13 protein-coding genes, 1 tRNA gene and 1 pseudogene are annotated in these 20,505 nt (G+C 43.8%); 11 read left to right on the forward strand and 4 right to left on the reverse strand.

Annotation, left to right across the window (positions count from 1 at the left end):
* Window positions 1-93: 93 nt before the first annotated feature.
* Window positions 94-2,359, reverse strand: a pseudogene (locus RCO84_RS10900) (TonB-dependent receptor).
* Between the two features lie 636 nt (window positions 2,360-2,995).
* Between RCO84_RS10900 and dinB the strand changes: the two are divergent.
* The gene (gene dinB / locus RCO84_RS10905) at window positions 2,996-4,117 is read left to right on the forward strand and encodes a DNA polymerase IV (protein WP_317585093.1); all 1,122 of its coding nucleotides are present in this window, start codon (window positions 2,996-2,998) and stop codon (window positions 4,115-4,117) included.
* 47 nt (window positions 4,118-4,164) lie between these two features.
* Here dinB and RCO84_RS10910 read toward each other — a convergent pair whose 3' ends face one another.
* Complete coding sequence (locus RCO84_RS10910; RefSeq protein ID WP_317585094.1) at window positions 4,165-6,978, reverse strand: hybrid sensor histidine kinase/response regulator transcription factor; 2,814 nt, start codon at window positions 6,976-6,978, stop codon at window positions 4,165-4,167.
* A gap of 227 nt (window positions 6,979-7,205) precedes the next feature.
* Between RCO84_RS10910 and RCO84_RS10915 the strand changes: the two genes are divergently transcribed.
* Window positions 7,206-8,624, forward strand: coding sequence for an aspartate ammonia-lyase (locus RCO84_RS10915; protein ID WP_117727162.1), 1,419 nt, complete (start codon window positions 7,206-7,208; stop codon window positions 8,622-8,624).
* Window positions 8,625-8,775: 151 nt separating this feature from the next.
* On the opposite strand, the gene RCO84_RS10920 is transcribed toward RCO84_RS10915, so the two are convergent.
* Together RCO84_RS10920 and RCO84_RS10925 are read right to left on the reverse strand one after the other, a co-directional pair.
* On the reverse strand, window positions 8,776-9,627 hold the full coding sequence (locus RCO84_RS10920) for a helix-turn-helix domain-containing protein (RefSeq protein ID WP_317585095.1): 852 nt from the start codon (window positions 9,625-9,627) through the stop codon (window positions 8,776-8,778).
* A gap of 243 nt (window positions 9,628-9,870) precedes the next feature.
* Window positions 9,871-9,944: transfer RNA gene (locus tag RCO84_RS10925), tRNA-Met, on the reverse strand.
* 260 nt (window positions 9,945-10,204) lie between these two features.
* Between RCO84_RS10925 and RCO84_RS10930 the strand changes: the two genes are divergently transcribed.
* The 9 genes from RCO84_RS10930 to RCO84_RS10970 all read left to right on the forward strand — a co-directional run bounded on the left by RCO84_RS10930 (window position 10,205) and on the right by RCO84_RS10970 (window position 20,363).
* Window positions 10,205-12,103 (forward strand): LptF/LptG family permease, encoded by a 1,899-nt coding sequence (locus RCO84_RS10930; protein ID WP_317585097.1) that lies wholly within the window; start codon window positions 10,205-10,207, stop codon window positions 12,101-12,103.
* A gap of 28 nt (window positions 12,104-12,131) precedes the next feature.
* Window positions 12,132-13,343 carry a bifunctional 3,4-dihydroxy-2-butanone-4-phosphate synthase/GTP cyclohydrolase II gene (locus RCO84_RS10935; RefSeq protein WP_022120097.1) on the forward strand — a complete coding sequence of 404 codons (1,212 nt, stop codon included), beginning with the start codon at window positions 12,132-12,134 and terminating at the stop codon, window positions 13,341-13,343.
* Window positions 13,344-13,455: 112 nt separating this feature from the next.
* On the forward strand, window positions 13,456-14,649 hold the full coding sequence (locus RCO84_RS10940; protein WP_317585098.1) for a pyridoxal phosphate-dependent aminotransferase: 1,194 nt from the start codon (window positions 13,456-13,458) through the stop codon (window positions 14,647-14,649).
* A 253-nt stretch (window positions 14,650-14,902) separates the two neighbouring features.
* Window positions 14,903-15,739, forward strand: coding sequence for a MotA/TolQ/ExbB proton channel family protein (locus RCO84_RS10945; protein WP_022120095.1), 837 nt, complete (start codon window positions 14,903-14,905; stop codon window positions 15,737-15,739).
* 30 nt (window positions 15,740-15,769) lie between these two features.
* The gene (locus RCO84_RS10950) at window positions 15,770-16,414 is read left to right on the forward strand and encodes an ExbD/TolR family protein (protein ID WP_264902417.1); all 645 of its coding nucleotides are present in this window, start codon (window positions 15,770-15,772) and stop codon (window positions 16,412-16,414) included.
* Window positions 16,415-17,062, forward strand: coding sequence for an ExbD/TolR family protein (locus RCO84_RS10955; RefSeq protein ID WP_144155531.1), 648 nt, complete (start codon window positions 16,415-16,417; stop codon window positions 17,060-17,062).
* A 31-nt stretch (window positions 17,063-17,093) separates the two neighbouring features.
* Complete coding sequence (locus RCO84_RS10960) at window positions 17,094-17,942, forward strand: energy transducer TonB (protein WP_144155529.1); 849 nt, start codon at window positions 17,094-17,096, stop codon at window positions 17,940-17,942.
* A gap of 4 nt (window positions 17,943-17,946) precedes the next feature.
* On the forward strand, window positions 17,947-18,912 hold the full coding sequence (locus RCO84_RS10965; RefSeq protein ID WP_317585099.1) for a PstS family phosphate ABC transporter substrate-binding protein: 966 nt from the start codon (window positions 17,947-17,949) through the stop codon (window positions 18,910-18,912).
* Window positions 18,913-18,941: 29 nt separating this feature from the next.
* On the forward strand, window positions 18,942-20,363 hold the full coding sequence (locus tag RCO84_RS10970; RefSeq protein ID WP_287851027.1) for a tetratricopeptide repeat protein: 1,422 nt from the start codon (window positions 18,942-18,944) through the stop codon (window positions 20,361-20,363).
* The last annotated feature ends 142 nt before the right edge of the window (window positions 20,364-20,505 follow it).

Below are 20,505 nucleotides of genomic sequence, written 5' to 3' on the forward strand. Positions count from 1 at the left end.
TCTATAGAATATAGCATTGTTTTCGTTATTATCGACAGCACTATACATTATCATATAGTACTGCCTTATCTTATTATGTTATGTTTGAACTAATTAGAACTTCAGCGAAGCTGTGAATTCTACAGTGAATGGACGAAGATAGCTACCCGTCATAATCTGATTCTTGATTCCCTTTGCCTCATCCTTGGTAATCAGTTCGGCACCTGCGATACTACCCTTGGCACCAGTCTGGTTGAGGAAGTTGACTACGGTGCAGCCGAGAGCCAAGCGCTTGGTTGCCTGCCAGTTCAAACCTCCGAAAGTCTCCCAGTGACCATTGAAGTAATATGCCTCATTGATGTTGGCATAGGTCTTGCTGAAGTAACGGAAGCTGGTCCAGAGCTTGATGTCCTTGGTAATCATGTAGCTTGGATCCAACTCGATGAGAATCTGAGGAATCTCTGCTACGATATTGCCAGTGGCATTGATGTTGCCAGGGGTACCATCACTGAAGGTAACCGATGTCTCATATTTCTTGTAAGTTGGCTTCTGATAAGTGAAGAGGAAGTGGAAATCGAATCCCTTGAAAGGATGAGCCACAGCATCGGTTGTCCAACCCCATGTCTGAATATCGTAAGCCATAGGAGCTGCCTTGATTTCACTGCCATGCTGCAAGTTCAGAGTTGAGTTGTTGTTGGTCTTTGAGATGTAAGAGAACAACGATGTCAAACTCAACCATGAGTTATTGTAGTAGATACCTGCACGACCGAGTGGCACAGAAATCTTATCCGTATTTGGCAATGTAGCTGGGGCAAAAGCCTCGAACTTAGGATGCTGAACGATGTAAGTGAAATCGCCAGTGAAGCCGAAGTTATTGGTCAACTTAAGTTGCTGCTACAGAGAAATCGTAGTTCAACCAGTTGTAACTCAAGTCTGCCGGAGCAATCTTAGTCTTATCTGGTGCCGTAGCACCGAGATAGTAATCGGCAAAACGGCCTACGAATTCACCATTGGCATTCTTCACTGCTGCGTTTTCACCCTTCAGCTTCTGCCACTCCAGACGGGCACCATAGTAGAAGTTCAACTTATTGGTGACATCCCAATCGTGAGTGAAGTAGAGAGCCAGCTTGTTTTCGCTTCCCTTGTAATACTCAGAGGCGTTCTTGTTGAAATCGTAGAAGTAGCTGTCGCGCTGTTTTGCATCCCAAACTCGCAAGGCATAATTGCCATCTGCAGGAACACTCTGGTCATACATGGTTGTATTTGAGCAATAATCGATATGGTAGAACCACTCATTCACGCCAAGACGGAAGGTGGAAGTACTGAATTTCTTGCTGAGCTCGGTGGTGAAAAGAGCCTCATCAATCTTACCGGCATTGAGACAGGACATACGGGTCTGAACATACTGACCATCGTAAGCCTTAGTCTGTCCGTCGATATCGCGATACATATAATTATATACGCCCTGATTGGCAGCGCTCTTCAAATCGATGATAGACATTGGTGACTGGTAAACCATCGCACCACGTGAGTGATCGTACTTCAAGGTAGCCTTCCAGTTCAAACCGTTGTCAAAACGGTAGTTGTTCATCAGGGTTACCTCGCTTGACTTGTTCAGGCAGGCATCATAGAGAGAAGTCTGCTTCAACTCACCAGTACGCATATCGCGATAAGTCATCTCGTTATCGATAGGGAGATAAGAGGTGGTACCGAGTTTGAAATCTCCATACTCCTTCACGCTTCCATCACCTACATAGATAAATGGAGCACTCTGGGTAGCATAGCTATACACGTTATGGCTATTGGCATACTTATACATGGCAGTGAACTCACCACGATTGCCGTTATACTTCTTGGTAAGGAGAGCTTTGTAAATCTGAGTACGGTCCTGATAAGGAGTTGACTTAATCTTGAAGGTTCCCGGGTCGAAATCCTGATACATATTAAAGCTGTAGTACCAGTCCTTACCCAAATCACCATTCATATTCAGAGAGAATTCCTGCAATCCGAAGTGATTGCTCTTATAGTTCAGCTTACCATTGAATCCCTTCTGTCCCTTCTGGGTGAAAGAGTTCACGGCATAACCAATGTTACCGGTAGTGATAGCTGTCTCTGCAATCTTGAGCAATCCCTGATGGCTCAAACTTGCATCGCCACGCCAGATGGTATTGACAGAATGAGGATTGGTTGCGTAAGTAACAGGCAAGCCATTCTCCAAAACGTTGACATCGGCAGAAGGCAAACCTATCTGAATCTCACGAGGACCATTCGCACTGGCTGCATTGAGCATCACATTACGATTACCTTCTTCCTTAGCACTTGAATTATCATCCTGTGCAAAAGCTGCTGTAACATTTACCAATGAAAGTGCAAGCATCATGGCTGCGCTCTTTCCATTTAATAAGTTGTTCATACTTTAAATGTTTAATTTGTTAGCGTTAATGTTTTGATTTCTGTTGCAAAAATACATAAAGGTCTGAACAGCGGCTTAAAAAATCATTTCATCGAATAAAAAATTCCGTTCATTGTAACATAATTGCTATTACATGAACGGAATTTCACACTTTTCTGCTACTTTCTACTTCTTAACTAACTCTTTTCTATTTCAGCCAAAGGGAGTCATATAGATCACTACAGACTATTAAGAGCGTGTCATGATGTACTTGAGCTAATGAGTTCAAGTGCTTGAATCTGCTTACTAAAGTGGCTGAGTGAGCTTACAAAAGTAACTGAATTAGCATATCCAATCGGCTTTGTAAGCTATCGGAGACGACTCGTTAAATTAACGGAGACGACTCAACAAGCTATCGATGACGACTCCATTAGCTATCGGAGACGACTCCGGAAGCAGACACAGATAGCTTCGTTGGCTAATGCAAGTACTTGCGATACTCAACGCAGCCTGTTTCGATGGAGCATGTAGGCTAATACCCAAAAACGTTAACGAACAATAAAAAACAGCTTAGATTTTGTGGAAACGCATCTTTTTTGTACTTTTGGGAAAAATAAGGCAAGAATGACAGAGCGAAAGATCATACATATCGACATGGATGCCTTCTTTGCTGCGGTAGAGCAAAGAGACAATCCGGAACTTCGGGGCAAACCGGTAGCGGTAGGCTTCGACGGACCTCGTGGTGTGGTTTCTACAGCCAGCTATGAGGCAAGGAAGTATGGCGTTCACTCGGCGCAATCCATCGCTCAAGCCAAGCAGCGCTGCCCTAATCTCATCATCGTGCCCTGCCGGCATGATTATTACGCAAAAATATCCCATCAGATACATCAGATATTCCAGGAATATACCGATCTCATCGAACCCATCTCCATAGATGAAGCCTTTCTTGATGTAACACAGAATAAGAAAGGAATAGAACTGGCGGTGGATATTGCCAAAGATATCAAAACCCGTATCAAGGAGGCAACCGGGCTCACCGCCTCAGCTGGCATCAGCTACTGCAAGTTTCTCGCCAAAGTGGCTTCAGATTACCGCAAACCCGACGGCATCTGCACCATTCATCCCGACAAGGCGCTCGATTTCATCGCCCAGCTGCCTGTAGAGGATTTCTGGGGCGTGGGCAAGAAAACACTGCAAAAGATGCATTTCATGGGTATCTTCAACGGAGCTGACCTGAGGAAAGTATCCGAAGAACATCTGGTAGAAGTGTTCGGAAAAGCCGGACACATCTTCTATGATTTCGCAAGGGGGATAGACGAACGTCCTGTCATCACCTACCGGGAACGGAAATCGGTAGGCTGCGAACAGACTTTCCTGGAAGATATCTATCTAAAAACGGCTGTGATTATCGAACTGTACCATACTGTACTCGAACTGCTGGAGCGCATCGCCAAAAGCGGTTTCGAAGGAAGAACCCTGACGCTGAAGGTGAAGTTTGCCGATTTTACCCAGATAACAAGAAGCATCTCGCAAGAAAAGGTTCTGAAAAAGAAGGATGATATCCTACCTCTTGCCAAACGGCTGCTGAAACAGGTAGATTACTCCTCTGCTCATCCCATCCGCCTGCTTGGTCTGTCCTTAAGCAATGCCTCATCAGAAGAAGCCAGGAAGCAAGATAAGGAGAACAGCAGTTTCAAGCCCGAGTACAAAGAGCTTGAACTGGAATTTGAAGATTGGGAGACATAAAAGGAAAGCAGCTGACGACATTTTGCCCCAGCTGCTTTCTCTCATTACTAGTTATTTCCCAAAACATTACCTACATCACCAGGTAACATACCATACTCATCCTTGAAACATTTTGTGAAGTAAGACGGCGCTGAGAAGCCCACTTCATAGGCTACTTCAGAGACACTCATGCTACGGGTTTCGAGCAAACGCCTAGCTTTGGCAAGGCGAGCCTTACGGAGTAAGTCAACAACAGAAGAGCCTGTCATCGCCTTCACCTTGCGATAGAGCTGCACACGGCTTAAGCCAATCTGCTGTCCCATATCCTCAACTCCAAACTCGCTATAAGAAAGATTCTTCTGGATAATGGCTTGAAGCTGCTTGAGGAACTGCTTGTCACGATCTTCCAGATGAGCCTCAGAAATCTCCTTCTCAGCCTCTTTAGTACCTTGATAAAGATTCTTCAGAAGCTGACGCTGTCGCAAGAGATTCTCGATACGGGCGAGAAGCACCTTGCTATGGAATGGTTTGGTAATATAGGAATCAGCTCCATGCTCATAACCCTCGGCGCGATGCTCCTCCAGGTTCTTCGCCGTGAGCATAATAACAGGGATATGAGAGGTAGCCGTATTTGTCTTCAGCTGTTCAGTAAACTCCAAACCGTCCATAACAGGCATCATCACATCGCAAATCACCAAGTCAGGCACCTCTTTCATGGCAACGGATAATCCCTCTTTACCATCGGCGGCCTCAAGAACAATATACTCATCCTGCAAAAGAGTACGCTCATACTGACGGATATCGGTATTATCATCAATAACCAGAACAGTAGGACGATTGGTATTCTCGCTTACCAACTGCTGAACTTTTCCACGACTTCTGTCTCCATCGTCAATATATTGCAAAACAGATTCATCTACCACATTCTTACCATCTGACGCAGAAGCATTTGCAGAGTTATCCACAATATCCACACCATTGTGGATAACTTGTGAATCACCCTCCTGCTCACGAGGAATGACAACGATAAAATCAGAGCCCTTTCCCGGTTCACTTTCTACCCTAGCCTCACCATGATGCAACTCTACAAATGATTTCACCAGAGCCAGACCGATACCCGTACCGCTGGCAGCACCCTTGGCCTGGAAGAAGCGTTCAAAGATCTTATCAGCCTCATCCTGCGAGATTCCCTTGCCCGTATCTCTCACGTCAAGACGTAGATTGGCACCTTCATCTTTCAACGAAACAAAGATTTCGCCACCAGCAGGCGTATATTTCAAGGCATTGCTCAACAGATTGAACACGATACGGGAAATCTTCTCCTGATCGGCAATCATTTCATGGCTACCTTTCAAGTCATCAACATCCAGATGCAGTCTGATCTGCTTGCGCTCGGCAGTAAGCTGGAAGTCGCCCACCCACATCGTCAAGGTCTTCACAATGTCGAAGCGATAGAGTTTCAACTCCATCTTGCCATTCTGAATCTTACGGAAATCAAGAATGTTACTTACCAACTGTTGGAGGGCAAGTGCGTTACGCTGCACCATCTTCAAGAGTTCGCGGCTCTTGCCCTTGATGCCGGTATCTTCGAGCAGCATCTCTACCGGGTCGGCTATCAGGGTTAAAGGCGTGCGAAGTTCATGACTGATATTGGTAAAGAATACCAGACGGGAATGAGTGAGTTCCAAGACCTCCTCATTCAATCGTTTCAATTCTTCATTCTTTTCACCCAATTCTACATTCAGTCGCTTCAGTTCGCCATTTGTCTTAGCCAATGTTTCGTTCAGTTTCACCTTTATCAGATAACCTCTGAAAATTAAAGCCGCAGCTGCAAGGCAAACAAAGAGGAACAGACACAGACCTATGAGCATGATTTTCTGTGAGTTATAATCAGACAGATACTGATCTACCTGCTTATGCAAAGCCTTCAGATTTCGCGCCTGGCGCTCGGCATCTCTAGCCTCCATCAATGTAAGGGCAGCATTTGCCTGGGTTATGATAGAAGTGCTCAGATAATTGTCGCGTTCATAAGGCTGATGCTTCAATATCTTCATGGCAAGCGCTATAACCTCGTCACCCTTGGTAGGATAAAGATAAGAGGCTTCGAAAATACCATCGCGCACAAGTTCCAAACCACCACCTTCGGTAGCCATGCCGTCTACTCCGGTATACTTATAGTTACGCTTTACCCTCATCTGGCGGGCAGCCACATAAGCTCCCCAGGCAAGACGGTCATTATGGGCAAAGACATAATCAAAGTCCTGTGTCTGTTGCAATATGCGTTTCATCGCCTGGATTCCACCCTCTTCTTTCCAGTTTCCTCCCTCCGAGGCTACAACCTGTAACCCTGGATAAGGCTTGATAGCATCCATAAAACCACGATGGCGCTCCAAAGCAGGCGAAGATCCCTCTAAGCCACTGATTTCAACGATGCGACCCTCTCCCTGAAGCTGCTGGGCGATAAAAGTGCCCATCGACTTACCTATCGTATAGTTATCGCAGCCGATAAATGCCGTATACTTATCAGAATTGGTCTTCCTGTCATAGAGAATCACAGGAATACCTTTATCGTAAGCACGCTCTACTGCCTTGGATATAGCACTCAGCTGATTAGGAGATACGATAAGCAGATCTACGCCCTCATCGACAAACTGGTTAATTTGCTTATTCTGCAACACATTATCATCGTTGGAAGAAGCCAGTTTCACGATAAGCGAATCGTTGAGATATTCGCCCATCTTGAGTTCATCATTCAGTTTATCACGCCAGATATCTTCCGAACACTGGGATACGCCAATGACATACTTCCTAGGCCGCTGAGCACAACCGGTCAGCAACACGATGATCGCTACATATATAATAAGGTGTAATTTTCGTTTCATACAGCTTATACAATTTCTTTGTTTATAAAGAAGAGGCATTCAACTTATGCCTAAAAATAAAACTTACCGCTGCAAATATACAACTTTTTTTTGTATTTTAGCCCCATTGGTCAGTTTTTTACAAATATCGGTCTAAAATTTATAAAGAATTTCAGCCAAAAATGCAGTAATTTTGCAACCGAGAAGAAGATATAAGAAATTTCTCTAACAATAAAACAATCAATATTATGGCTGAAGAGAAAAAATTTAGAGTAGAGTCAGACCTTTTAGGTGAACTCAAAGTTCCTGCTGAAGCACTTTATGGTGTACAGACACAGCGCGGTATTAACAACTATCACATTTCACGCAAGACGATGCGCGACTATCCTGATTTCATTATCGCCATCGCTTACGTAAAGTTGGCTGCCATCGAAACCAACCATACCCTCGGTGTTATCAACGATGAGATTTCAGGGGCAATCGGTCAGGCTTGCCGCGAAATCATCGACGGTAAATGGCATGAGAACTTCCCTATCGACATGGTACAGGGTGGTGCAGGTACATCTGTCAACATGAATGCCAACGAGGTTATCGCCAACCGTGCACTCGAAATCATGGGACATGAAAAGGCTGATTATCAGTTCTGTTCTCCTAATGATCATTGCAACTGCGGCCAGAGTACAAACGATGTATATCCTACTTCTATCCGTCTGGCTTTGATCCGTATGAATACTCATCTGGTAGGTGCTCTGACAGGTTTGATCAGCGCATTCCGCTATAAGGCTGACGAATATGCTGATGTCATCAAGATGGGCCGTACCCAGTTGCAGGACGCTGTTCCTATGTCTTTCGGTCAGGAGTTCAACGCATACGCCAACAATCTGGAAGAGGAAATCCTCAACCTGGAGCGCAACGTGAAACTCTTACACGAGATCAATATGGGTGGTACAGCCATCGGTACAGGACTGAATGCCGTTCCTGGCTTCGCTAAGCTCTGTGCTGCCAACCTCAGCAAACTGACAGGCGAGAACTTCGAAACAGCTACCGACCTGGTAGAGGCAACACCAGATACAGGTGCTTACGTAAGCTACTCTTCTGCTTTGAAGCGTCTGGCTATCAAGTTGTCTAAGATCTGTAACGACCTCCGTCTGATGGCTTCAGGTCCTCGTTGCGGTTTGAACGAAATCAACCTTCCTCCTAAGGCTCCAGGTTCTTCTATCATGCCAGGTAAGGTTAATCCAGTTATTCCAGAGGTAACCAACCAGGTTTGCTTCAAGGTAATAGGAAACGATGCAACTGTCAGCTTTGCTGCAGAGGCAGGCCAGTTGGAGTTGAACGTAATGGAACCTATCATCACAGAAAGTCTCTTCGAGAGTCTGACATGGTTGAAGAACGCCATCGAAACCCTGACTTCTGAGTGCATCCTCGGCATCACCGTAAACAAAGAGCGTTGCTACGAAATGGTAAAGAACAGTATCGGTATCGTTACCGCTCTGAACCCAATCATCGGTTACAAGAAGAGTACTAAAGTTGCTAAGGAAGCCCATGCTACTGGCCGCTCTGTATACGACATCGTTATTGAGCAGGGTATCATGAGTAAGGAAGAATTGGACAAGGCACTCGATCCAAAAGAGATGCTGCAGTCACACAAGTTCACCCTGAAATAAAAAGATGTAACTGCTGACATAAAAGAACTTTAGAATAAGATATAGAATAATACTAATCTGAATTTCATATTAACATTTGACTGTTCCGCTTGCCTATTCTTCAAGATAGGCAAGCGGAAATTCTGTTTACGGCCATGTGACGGAAATCATATCAGTTGTATTGATTACGATAAGCAAGTGGTGTCATTCCAGCCCTTGTTTTAAAGAAATTGGTCAATGCACTCTGGTCGTTAAAGTGAAGATAATCAGCTATTTCACCCATTGTCATATCCGACTGCTTCAGCTGATTACAGATTTCTTTGTAAAGAAGAGAGGTAATATGATCATTGACCGTCGTACCCGATATTTCTTTTACCATCCTGGAGAGATAAGCAGAAGAAACATTCAGTTTATCTGCATAAAATCGGATTTGTCGCTCACTCTTGAAATTGCGATACAGCAAATGCAGAAAGATTTCGTATACATTCTTTTTATGGCGCAAGTCTCGGGTCGACAAAAGGCTGTCATAAGGCAACTCCGAAACCAGAAGTTTCAAGACATTCACCATAGACTGAATCATCTCTACCTTATAAATATGCTGATGGCGCACAATATCCCGAATCATATGAATGATATCAAGAGCCGCCTTGAGTTTATCGTCAGAAAGATGATAAACCAGATCATTAGAAATCTCTTCATCAACAAAAATACATTCGGCCTCAAAATCTTCCGATATTTCGGTAAACTTATAAACATGCTTAGGCGATGCGACAAGCAAATCACTTGCCGTAAGCTGATGTTTCTCATCCTCAGCACTTTCAGTTCCCAGGACGACTTCAAACTTTACACTTCCGCTTTTTACCAATAATATCTTGTAAAAAAGCGTTCGTTCACTCGCCACATCTCTCAGGACATTTCCATTTAAAACATCTGTATGAATATGAGCTGCATAGGCTCCAAATATGTCCTTCAGTTGGTATTTAGCGGCAAACTCTTTTAAGTTATATACTTGTTGCTGCTTCATAATAGTTGTCTTTTGTGGTGCAAAAATATAATTTTATTCTGAAAACACCAAGAAAAACAAAGGAAAATCTTTCATATTTATCTTTTCCACACCAGTTACCAACAGGGGAAACATCTGATAACCAACGAAATAACATAGTTATCAACACATGTGTGGATAACTTATCTATGAGAAGTGAATAAGTGTGGAAAAGTTTAGAGCATAAAAAAGACATCAACTAAAAAGTTGATGTCTCTCATCTTGTAGCGGGAGGGGGCCACGATCCCTCGACCTCCGGATTATGAATCCGACGCTCTAACCAGCTGAGCTATCCCGCCATCCAAGCAATTGATTTCTCATTTGCGGGTGCAAAGGTAATACATTTATTTGAATTGAACAAATTTTTCGGCAGAAATTTTCAAAAAAAGTTTTATTTTCTCATTTTTCTCACATTCCAGCCTCTCTTTCACCTAATTATATATATAAAAAAAACGAAAAATAAAGGTTTTCTTATTTTTTTATATTACCTTTGCACGCTGAATAACAGACCTGCCATTATTTTAAATAAAGAAAAGGTCTGAAACAACAGAATATTGAAATGCTTAGAATTAAGAAATTAGACATATTTATTGCCAAGCAGTTTGGTCTCCTTTTCATGGGAACTTTCTTCATCTGCCAGTTTGTGCTGATGATGCAGTTCTTATGGAGATATATTGATGATCTCATCGGTAAGGGACTCACGATGGACGTGATGGCTCAATTTTTCTGGTACATGGGTCTGATGCTCGTACCACAGGCCCTGCCTTTGGCTATTCTCCTGTCTTCACTCATGACGTTCGGTAATCTCGGCGAGAGTTCGGAACTTACAGCCATCAAGGCTGCCGGCATTTCACTGATGCAAGCTTTCCGCTCACTCATTGTCATCACCATCATCATCATGTTTGGCTCATTCTATTTCCAGAACAATGTGGGACCTAAGTCGAACATGAAACTGGCACAACTTCTGATTTCCATGAAACAGAAAAGCCCGGAACTAGAAATTCCTGAAGGAATCTTCTATGATGGTATTCCAAACTGCAACCTTTATGTGCAGAAGAAGGATTTGAAAACCGGAAAGCTTTACGGCATCATGATTTACCGCATGACCGACAGCTATGAAGATGCCGCAATCATATTGGCAGACTCTGGCATGCTCCAGAGTACAGCAGAAAAGAAGCATCTTGTTCTGAGCCTCTACAGCGGAGAATGGTTTGAGAACATGCAAAGCAGCGCACTTGCCAATACTGCTGCCGTACCATACAGACGAGAGACTTTCGTTTCCAAGAAAATCATTCTCGACTTTGATGGAGACTTCAGTATGACCGATGCAGCTTCGCTTTCAGGAAATGCAAAGGGTAAAAGTCTGGAGAAAATCAACCACGACATCGATTCGCTCAACCAATTATATGATTCAATCGGAAGAATCTACCTGAACGAAGCCAACGTGAGATTCTATGGAGGTGTACAGCGCATCAACAAGAAGGACTCTCTCAAAGAAATCAAGAAGGGCGAAAAACTCAATTTCGACACCTTATATAATAAGTTGCCACAGGACAAGAAACTCATGGCGGTAAACCAGGCACAGTCTACCGTGCAACAGGAGCTTTCTGACCTTGATTTCAAAGCGATGTCAACGAGCGATGCAGACTACATGATAAGACAGCACAAGATTGAGGCGATCAACAAGTTCACCCTAGCCCTTTCGTGTCTCATCTTCTTCTTTATCGGAGCGCCATTAGGAGCCATCATCCGAAAAGGAGGACTGGGTTTCCCTGTCGTCATCTCCGTACTTGTATTCATCGTCTTCTTTATCCTCGACAATACAGGATACAGAATGTCAAGAAGCGGAATGTGGGCCATCTGGTTCGGAAAAGGTCTTGCACCGGCAGTATTAACACCTTTGGCTATCTTCGTAACCTATAAGGCAACCAATGACTCTTCCGTATTCAATATGGATGTTTACAAAGAGCTCTTCATGAAACTGCTCGGTTTACGACAGAAACGCCATTACTTCGGCAAGGAAGTTATCATCACCGACCCGGATTATCAGACGGATGCAGAGAAACTGGAAAGAATAAACCAAGACATCACCTTATATAACAAGGAACACAAACTGGTTCATCTTCCAAACTTCATCAATGTATTCTTCAAATACGAGCCTGATCATGAGATAGAAAGAATCAATGCAGAATTGGAAGAGGTGATAGAAGATTTGACCAACACCGCCAACAAGTATATCCTGCACGACATGAACCAATATCCGGTTCTTTCTGTCAAGGCACATACACGCCCATTCGAGCGGAAATGGCTCAACATCATTGCAGCCATCATTTTCCCAGTGGGCACACTGCTATATTTGAGAATGTGGCGATTCCGACTGCGCTTGTTCCGTGACCTCAAGGTCGTCAGTCAGACCAATACGGACATCATCCATCGGATTAAAGAACAGAAAAAGTAAAATGTAACTATATAAAAAGGTATCAAACATGTCAGAAATCAAATTAAATAGCATCGAAGATGCAGTAAAAGACTTCAAGGAAGGAAAGTTCGTCATTGTTGTTGATGACGAAGACCGCGAAAACGAAGGCGACCTCATCATCGCCGCAGAGAAGATAGACGCAGAAAAAGTAAACTTCATGCTGAAACACGCAAGAGGTGTACTCTGCGCCCCTATCACCCTGAGCCGCTGCGATGAACTCGACTTGCCTCATCAGGTTTCAGAGAACACCTCTGTATTAGGAACACCATTCACCATAACCGTAGATAAACTGGAAGGCTGCTCTACCGGTGTTTCTGCACACGACCGTGCCGAAACCATCAAAGCACTTGCCGATCCGAATTCTACCCCACAGACTTTCGGCAGACCGGGTCACATCAATCCGCTCTACGCACAAGATAACGGAGTATTAAGAAGAAGCGGACATACAGAAGCAGCCATCGATCTTTGTAAAATGGCAGGCCTCTATCCAGCAGGCGCACTTATGGAAATCATGAATGAAGACGGCACCATGGCACGCCTGCCAGAACTGATGAAGATGGCACAGGAATGGAACCTCAAGGTTATTTCTATTAAAGACATGATAGAATACCGACTCAAGAAAGAATCACTCATCGAAGTGGGCGAAGAGGTTGATATGCCTACAGAATACGGCCACTTCCGCCTTATTCCGTTCCGCCAGTCTAGCAATGGTCTGGAACACATGGCACTCATCAAGGGAGAATGGAAAGAAGACGAGCCTATCCTGGTCCGTGTTCACTCTTCTTGCGCTACTGGCGACATTCTGGGCAGCAAGCGTTGTGACTGCGGTCAGCAGCTCCACAAGGCCATGCAAATGATAGACGAGGCAGGAAAGGGAGTTGTTGTCTACATGCAGCAGGAAGGACGCGGCATCGGTCTGATGAACAAGATTGCAGCCTACAAGCTTCAGGAAGAAGGCTACGATACCGTTGACGCCAATACCCATCTCGGTTTCAAGCCAGACGAGCGCGACTATGGTTGCGGTGCACAGATGCTCCGCCACCTCGGTGTGCACAAAATGCGTCTGCTCACCAACAATCCGGTAAAGCGCGTAGGTCTCGAAGCATACGGTTTGGAAATCGTAGAAAATGTACCTATCGAAGTTGTGCCAAACAAGTACAATGAGCGTTATCTCAAGACCAAGAGAGACCGCATGGGGCATACTTTGCACCTCGGATAATAAAATTATGTTATTATTTCAATACAAAACATGAAATAATGCTCAATTTTCTTCCGAAAAAGAAATAATTTGCTTACTTTTGCACACGATAAACAAATATAAGAATAAAATTATGGCACAATTATCTGATCGTTTAAACAGATTGGCACCTTCAGCAACGCTGGCGATGTCACAGAAGAGTAGTGAAATGAAAGTTCAAGGTATTGATGTAATCAACATGAGCGTAGGTGAACCAGACTTCAACACTCCTGACAATATTAAACAGGCAGCAAAGAAGGCTATTGACGAGAACTATTCCCGTTATTCACCAGTACCAGGTTATCCTGACTTGCGAAAAGCAATTGTAGCCAAATTAAAGAACGAGAATGGTTTGGAGTACACTACCAATGAAGTAATCGTTGGTACTGGTGGTAAACAGTGCGTCTGCAACGCAGTATTGGCACTCGTAAATCCAGGCGACGAGGTTATCATTCCTGCACCATATTGGGTAAGTTATCCACAGATGGTGAAATTGGCAGGAGGTACTCCGGTCATTGTGAATGCCGGTTTCGACCAGGACTTTAAGATGACAGCAGAGCAGTTGGAGAATGCCATTACAGAGAAGACCAAGATGCTCATTCTCTGTTCTCCAAGCAACCCTACCGGTAGCGTATACTCTAAGGAAGAACTGGCTGCACTGGCAGAGGTACTCAAGAAGCATCCTGAAGTATTTGTGTTGGCAGATGAAATCTACGAACACATCAACTATATCGGCAAGCACCACAGCATTGCTCAGGAACCGGGCATGAAGGAGCAGGTTATCATTGCCAATGGTGTATCTAAGGCTTACGCCATGACAGGATGGAGAATCGGTTTCCTGGCTGGTCCGGAATGGATCATCAAGGGTTGCAACAAGCTCCAGGGACAGTATACCAGCGGTACATGTTCTGTAAGCCAGAAGGCAGCAGAAGCAGCCTACACACTCGACCAGAGTGCAGTAGAGGAAATGCGCGTAGCTTTCGAGCGCCGACGCAACCTGATTGTAAAGTTGGCTAAAGAGGTTCCAGGCCTTGAGGTAAACATGCCACAGGGTGCCTTCTATCTCTTCCCTAAGTGCAACAGCTACTTTGGCAAGAGCAATGGTGTGAAGACCATCAACAACTCAACTGATTTTGCCATGTACCTTCTCGAGGAAGCACATGTAGCCACCGTAGGTGGTGACGCATTCGGTGATCCAGACTGTTTCCGCATGAGCTATGCAACAAGCGACGAGAACATCGTTGAAGCTATCAAACGCATCAAAGAAGCTTTGGGTAAGTTGAAATAAAAATGGCTTAAACACCATGTTCAAGGGGCAAAATGTAAGAAAAATGCGAGATATTGGTATAAAATAAGCCAATATCTCGTTAAAACTTCTTAATTAGGCTGATAGTAAACTTTAATTTATTATCTTTGCCAATGCAAAATAGATAACCCAACTGTGTTTATTGACAAACGACACATTCAAGGTCTACGAAGCGAGAAAGAAAAAAGAAAATATTAATAATTTATTAACTAATAATTTAAAAAAAAGTAAAATTATGGCAACTACAAAACAAGCAGCCCCAGCTAAGAAGTCTGAGGGCTTTCAGGGAGTAAGAGGCGCATTCTGGATCATCGTGGTATGTGCTATCATCGCATTCACATTGTTCTTCACATGGTTCGGTAACGACATGCACTTCCAGGATCCAGGTGTACAGGATCACCCAGCAGACATTTGGGGTACTATCTACAAAGGTGGTGTAATCGTACCAGTTATCCACACATTGTTGCTCACAGTGTTGGCTATGACAATCGAGCGTTGGTTGGCTCTTAAGACCGCTACAGGTAAAGGTGCTCTTCCTAAGTTCGTTGCAAACATTAAGGCAGCTTTGAACGCAAATGATTTCGCTAAGGCTGAGCAGCTCTGCAACAAGCAGCGCGGTACAGTAGCTAACGTTGTTATGGCTTCTTTGAACGCTTACAAGTCTATGGAGTCAGGTGCTAACGCATCTTTGAAGAAGGCTCAGAAGGTAGCTAAGATCCAGCAGGCTCACGAGGAGGCAACTCAGTTGGAGATGCCAACTTTGACAATGAACTTGCCTATCATCGCTACAATCGTAACACTTGGTACTTTGACAGGTCTTCTCGGTACTGTAACCGGTATGATCAAGTCATTCCAGGCCATGGGTGAAGGTGGTGGCGCTGACTCAGCAGCACTTTCTGTAGGTATTTCTGAGGCGTTGATCAACACCGCATTCGGTATCTTGACATCATGGTGTGCCGTTGTATCTTACAACACATTCACCAACAAGGTAGATAAGTTGACATACGCACTCGACGAGGTAGGTTACTCAATTGCTCAGACATACGAAGCTAACCACGCAGAAGAGGCTTAATTTTTGCTAACCCTTTAAAATTTTATCGCTATGGGTAAAGTAAAAATTAAGAAGAGTGACATCTGGATCGACATGACGCCTATGTCAGACGTTATGACCCTGCTGCTTACCTTCTTCATGCTCACCTCTACTTTCGTAAAGAATGAGCCAGTTAAGGTAAATACACCAGGTTCTGTGTCTGAGATTAAGGTGCCAGAGAACGGTGTCTTGACCATCTTGGTTAGTCCTCAAAAGGACAAGGCTGGTAATCCTACCGGCGAGGGCCAAGTATTTATGAGTATTGATAATACTGATCAGTTGGGAGCTACACTGAGCACAATGACAGGAGCATTCGGCGTGTCATTGAGCCCAAAACAGATTGAGACATTCAAGAGCGAAGGTACGTTCGGCGTACCTATGGGCGACTTGAGTACTTATCTGACAATGAACGCTTCTAAGCGTCCACAGTATCTCCAGACTAAAGGTATTCCTCTCGACAGTATTAAGGGCGGTATGAGCGAGTTCCAGCAGTGGGTTGACGCAGCTCGTAACGTAAACGAAGACATCAAGATTGCCCTCAAGGCAGATGCTTCTACACCTTACAAGACCGTTAAGAGAGTGATGAACGAACTCCAGGATATGGACGAGAGTCATTACTATATGATTACACAGTTAAAACAACAGGGGGACGAATAAATGGCAAAGAAAGAAAGCAAACAAAAGAAAATGAATGTCCGCGTAGACTTTACGCCTATGGTGGATATGCTCATGCTGCTTATCACGTTCTTCATGCTGTGTACATCTTTGAGCAAACCTCAGACTATGGAGCTGACTATGCCAAGTAATGATGAGAATACTCAAGAAAATCAGAAGAACGAAGCTAAGGCTTCTGAAACTGTGACACTCTACGTAACAGCAGATAACAAGATTTATTATGGTGCTGGTATTCCTAAGTACGATGATCCAACATGGATCAAGGAGACTACATGGGGTAGCCAGGGCATCCGTAAGGTCTTGAGAGAACACGCTACAGAAAACGGCACACGCCCTGTAGAAAGAATCGCACTTGCTGTCAAGGAGTTGAACATGGACCGTCAGAAGAATCCTAAGCAGTATCCTGATAGCATCTATCAGAAGAAGTTGAGCGATTTGAAGGCTGGTAACTTGAAGGACGGAAAGATTCCTACTCTTACTATCGTCATCAAGCCTACAGATAATGCTTCATATAAGAATATGGTTGATGCACTCGATGAAATGCAGATTTTGAACATTGGTACGTATGTCATCGATAAGATTAACGGAGACGATGAGAAGCTTCTCAAGTCTAGAAACGTTAAGATGTAAGATGTGTACTAACAATTAAAACAAGAAAGAAATGGCAAAAATTGATCTTTACGATCCTAAATGGGTCGATATGGTTTTCGCCGGAAAGAACAAGGAGTATGGTGCATACCAGCTCCGTAAGGGTACTTCTGGCAGAAACATCAAGGCTCTGCTTATCTTGGTCATTGCTGCAGCTCTCGTGGGTGGTTTTTTAGCTTGGAAGGTTATTGAACAGAAACAGGCTGAAGAGCAGCAAGCATATATGGAAGCTATGGAGTTGGCTAAACTCCAGCAGCAGGCTAAGAAGGAAGAAAAGAAGAAGGAGCCAGTGAAGCCTAAGGTTGAAATGAAAAAGGAGATTCCTGTGGCTCGCGAAACTCAGAAGTTTACCGCACCTGTCATTAAGAAGGATGAACTCGTAAAAGAGGAAAACCAGGTTAAGCAGATGGATAAACTGGATGACAAAGTTGCAGTCGGTACTGAAAACAAGGAAGGTGTGAAAGACCGTACAATTGAAGCTGTAAGAAATGATATTGCAGTGGCAGCTCCACCTCCACCACCAGCACCAAAACCTGAGGTTTCTACTAAGGTCTTCGACGTCGTAGAGGAGATGCCTTCATTCCCTGGTGGACAAGGCGCCCTGATGTCTTACCTTGCAAGCAACATCAAGTATCCTGTCGTTGCACAGGAAAATGGTGTACAGGGTCGTGTTATCGTATCATTCGTGGTAGAGCGTGATGGTTCTATCTCAGATGTTAAGGTAGCTCGTTCCGTAGACCCTTCACTTGACCGTGAAGCACAGCGTGTCGTTAAGAGCATGCCTAAGTGGAAACCAGGTAAGCAAAACGGTTCTGCTGTACGTGTTAAGTATACTGTACCAGTTGTATTTAGATTGCAGTAATAGAATGAAAAAAACATCTTATATTTTTTTAGGTATAGGATTAACAGTACTATCAATGGCTTTCTTCTCGTCATGTGGCGAGAAGAAAGCCAAAGATGGTAGAACTGATACTCCTACTTCAGGCACAATTGAATTTGTGGCTGACGAGAGTTTGAGTCCTATCATTGACGAAGAAAGAAGTCAGTTTGAGTATGAGTTCCCAAAAGCTAAACTCAAGCCGAAGTATACAGATGAAGTCACCGGACTTCAGATGATTAAAGATTTCAAAACAGCGCTTTTATTCACTACACGTAATTTGAAAGATAGTGAAATAGCCTACTTGAAGTCTAAAAGCAATGTAATTCCTTCTGTTTTCCCTATCGGTTACGATGGATTGGCATTTATTGTAAACAAGCAAAACAATGATACTTGTATTACGGTAAAAGATATCAAACGTATCCTTACGGGTAAGGCAATTAAATGGAGTGATATTGTGAAAGGTTCAAAGAGAGGCGACATCGAAGTCATTTTCGATAATACCCGCTCTGCAACAACCAATTATGTAGTAGACTCTGTATTGCACGGAGCTAAAATGGGTGCAAAAATCATGGCCGCAAAAACTAGTAAAGAGGTTATCGACTATGTGGATCAGAACCCAGGCTCAATCGGTGTAATTGGATCTAACTGGCTCAACGACCGCCGTGATTCAACCAACACTACATTTAAGAAGAATATTCATGTCATGCGAGTATCTATCAAAGATGTGGCAACACCATATAACAGCTGGCAACCATATCAGGCATACTTGCTGGATGGAAGATATCCGTTCGTCAGAACATTATATGCAATTGTAGTTGACCCTCACAAGGCATTGCCTTGGAGCTTCGCAAACTACATTTCAGGTCCAAGAGGACAACTCATCCTGTTCAAGACCGGATTGCTTCCATACAGAGGTGACATCACTATAAAGACCGTTAATGTAAAACGCTAAGAAAGAGACACATATAAAAAAATAGAATTATGAAAGCTATTAAATATTTAGTAGCAGGTTTGCTTGTCATGGGTTTGGCAGCACCTGCAATGGCACAGGATGTCAACTATAAGGACATGCTGAAACCTATAGAGACTACATTGAAGGCTGGTAATGCAGATCCTAAGGCTTTTGCCAAGGAAATCAAGGAATACCAGAAGGAGTTCAAAAAGGATCCTAAGGCATTGATTGCTTTGGGTAACCTTCTTGCAATGAACAAAAACTATGATCAGGCTAACGCTGTTGCTGATGCTGTCATCGCTAAGTTCAAGAACTATGGTGACGCTTACATTCTGAAAGGCGACATCTATGCAATGCAGGACAATGGTGGTGAGGCTGCTACATGGTACGGTCAGTGTATGACAATGGATCCTAAGAATCCTCAGGGATATATCAGCTATTCTAACGTCTACCGTAAAATTGACCCACAGGCTAGTGCGGAAGCTTTGAACAAACTGAGAGAAATCAACCCTAACTACCCTATCGAGGCAGAAGCAGGTCACAACTTCTTCAGCGCTGGCAACTACGAGAAGGCTTATGAGTATTTCTCAAAGGCTAAGCCAAACACACTTGAAGAGTATACTCAGTACGAATATGCTTTCACAGCTTATATCGTTGGAAAGAAGGAAGAAAGTTTGAGCCTTTGCGAAAGTGGTATCCAGAAATTCCCTAAAGATGCAGCTATGCAGGTTTTGGCTATGCGCGCCGCTGTTGACGTAAAGAACTTTGAATCTGCTCTCCAGCATGCAAACATCGTAATGAACACCGATTCTATCAAGAAGAATGCCAGTATCGTAGCTTATTATGGTTTGGCTTTGGCTGGCAACAAGCAGTATAATGAGGCTATAGCTCAGTACCAGAAGGCATTGGAGATGAAGGCTGATGATCCTAAGCCATTGCAGTATATCTCTGAAGCTTACAAGGAGCTGGGCGATGAAGACAAGGCTTTAGAGTACAACCAGCAGTATATGGACAAGAATCCAAATGCTGCTCCTACAGACTTCATGAAGCTTGCTGAAATCTATATAAACAAGGCTAAGAAAGATCCAGCTAAGAAGGTTGAGAATATCGACAAGGCTATCGGCGTATACGCTAAGTTAGCAGAGAAGTATCCTACATTGAAGCCATTTGCTAAGCTTCAGGAGGGTAACACTGCTTTCCAGAACGAGTTGGACGACAAGGCTATTGCTGCTTACAAAGAAGTAATCAATGAGTTGGAAGCAAAGCAGTGTGATGAGGATGAACTCAGCTACCTGAAGACATCTTACCAGTATATGGGCTTCATCTATACCTACGACAAACAGGACTTCAACACAGCTAAGCCATACTGGGATAAGCTTCTGAAGCTTGATCCACAGAACAAGTTGGCTAACGATGCTTACGAGAAGGCAGGTCTCAAGCCAGGTGAATAAGCATAACATTAACTACAACATATTGAGGGTGTGTCATAAGTCTGTGACGCACCCTTTTTTGTGTGTGTTTCTATATATTCTAGTTGAATCGTAGTCTTTCTTCACAAAGGGAATCTTATTATATTGTATAGAAACTTTACTT

It is taken from the genome of Segatella copri (genome assembly GCF_949820605.1).
Taxonomy (GTDB): Bacteria; Bacteroidota; Bacteroidia; order Bacteroidales; family Bacteroidaceae; genus Prevotella.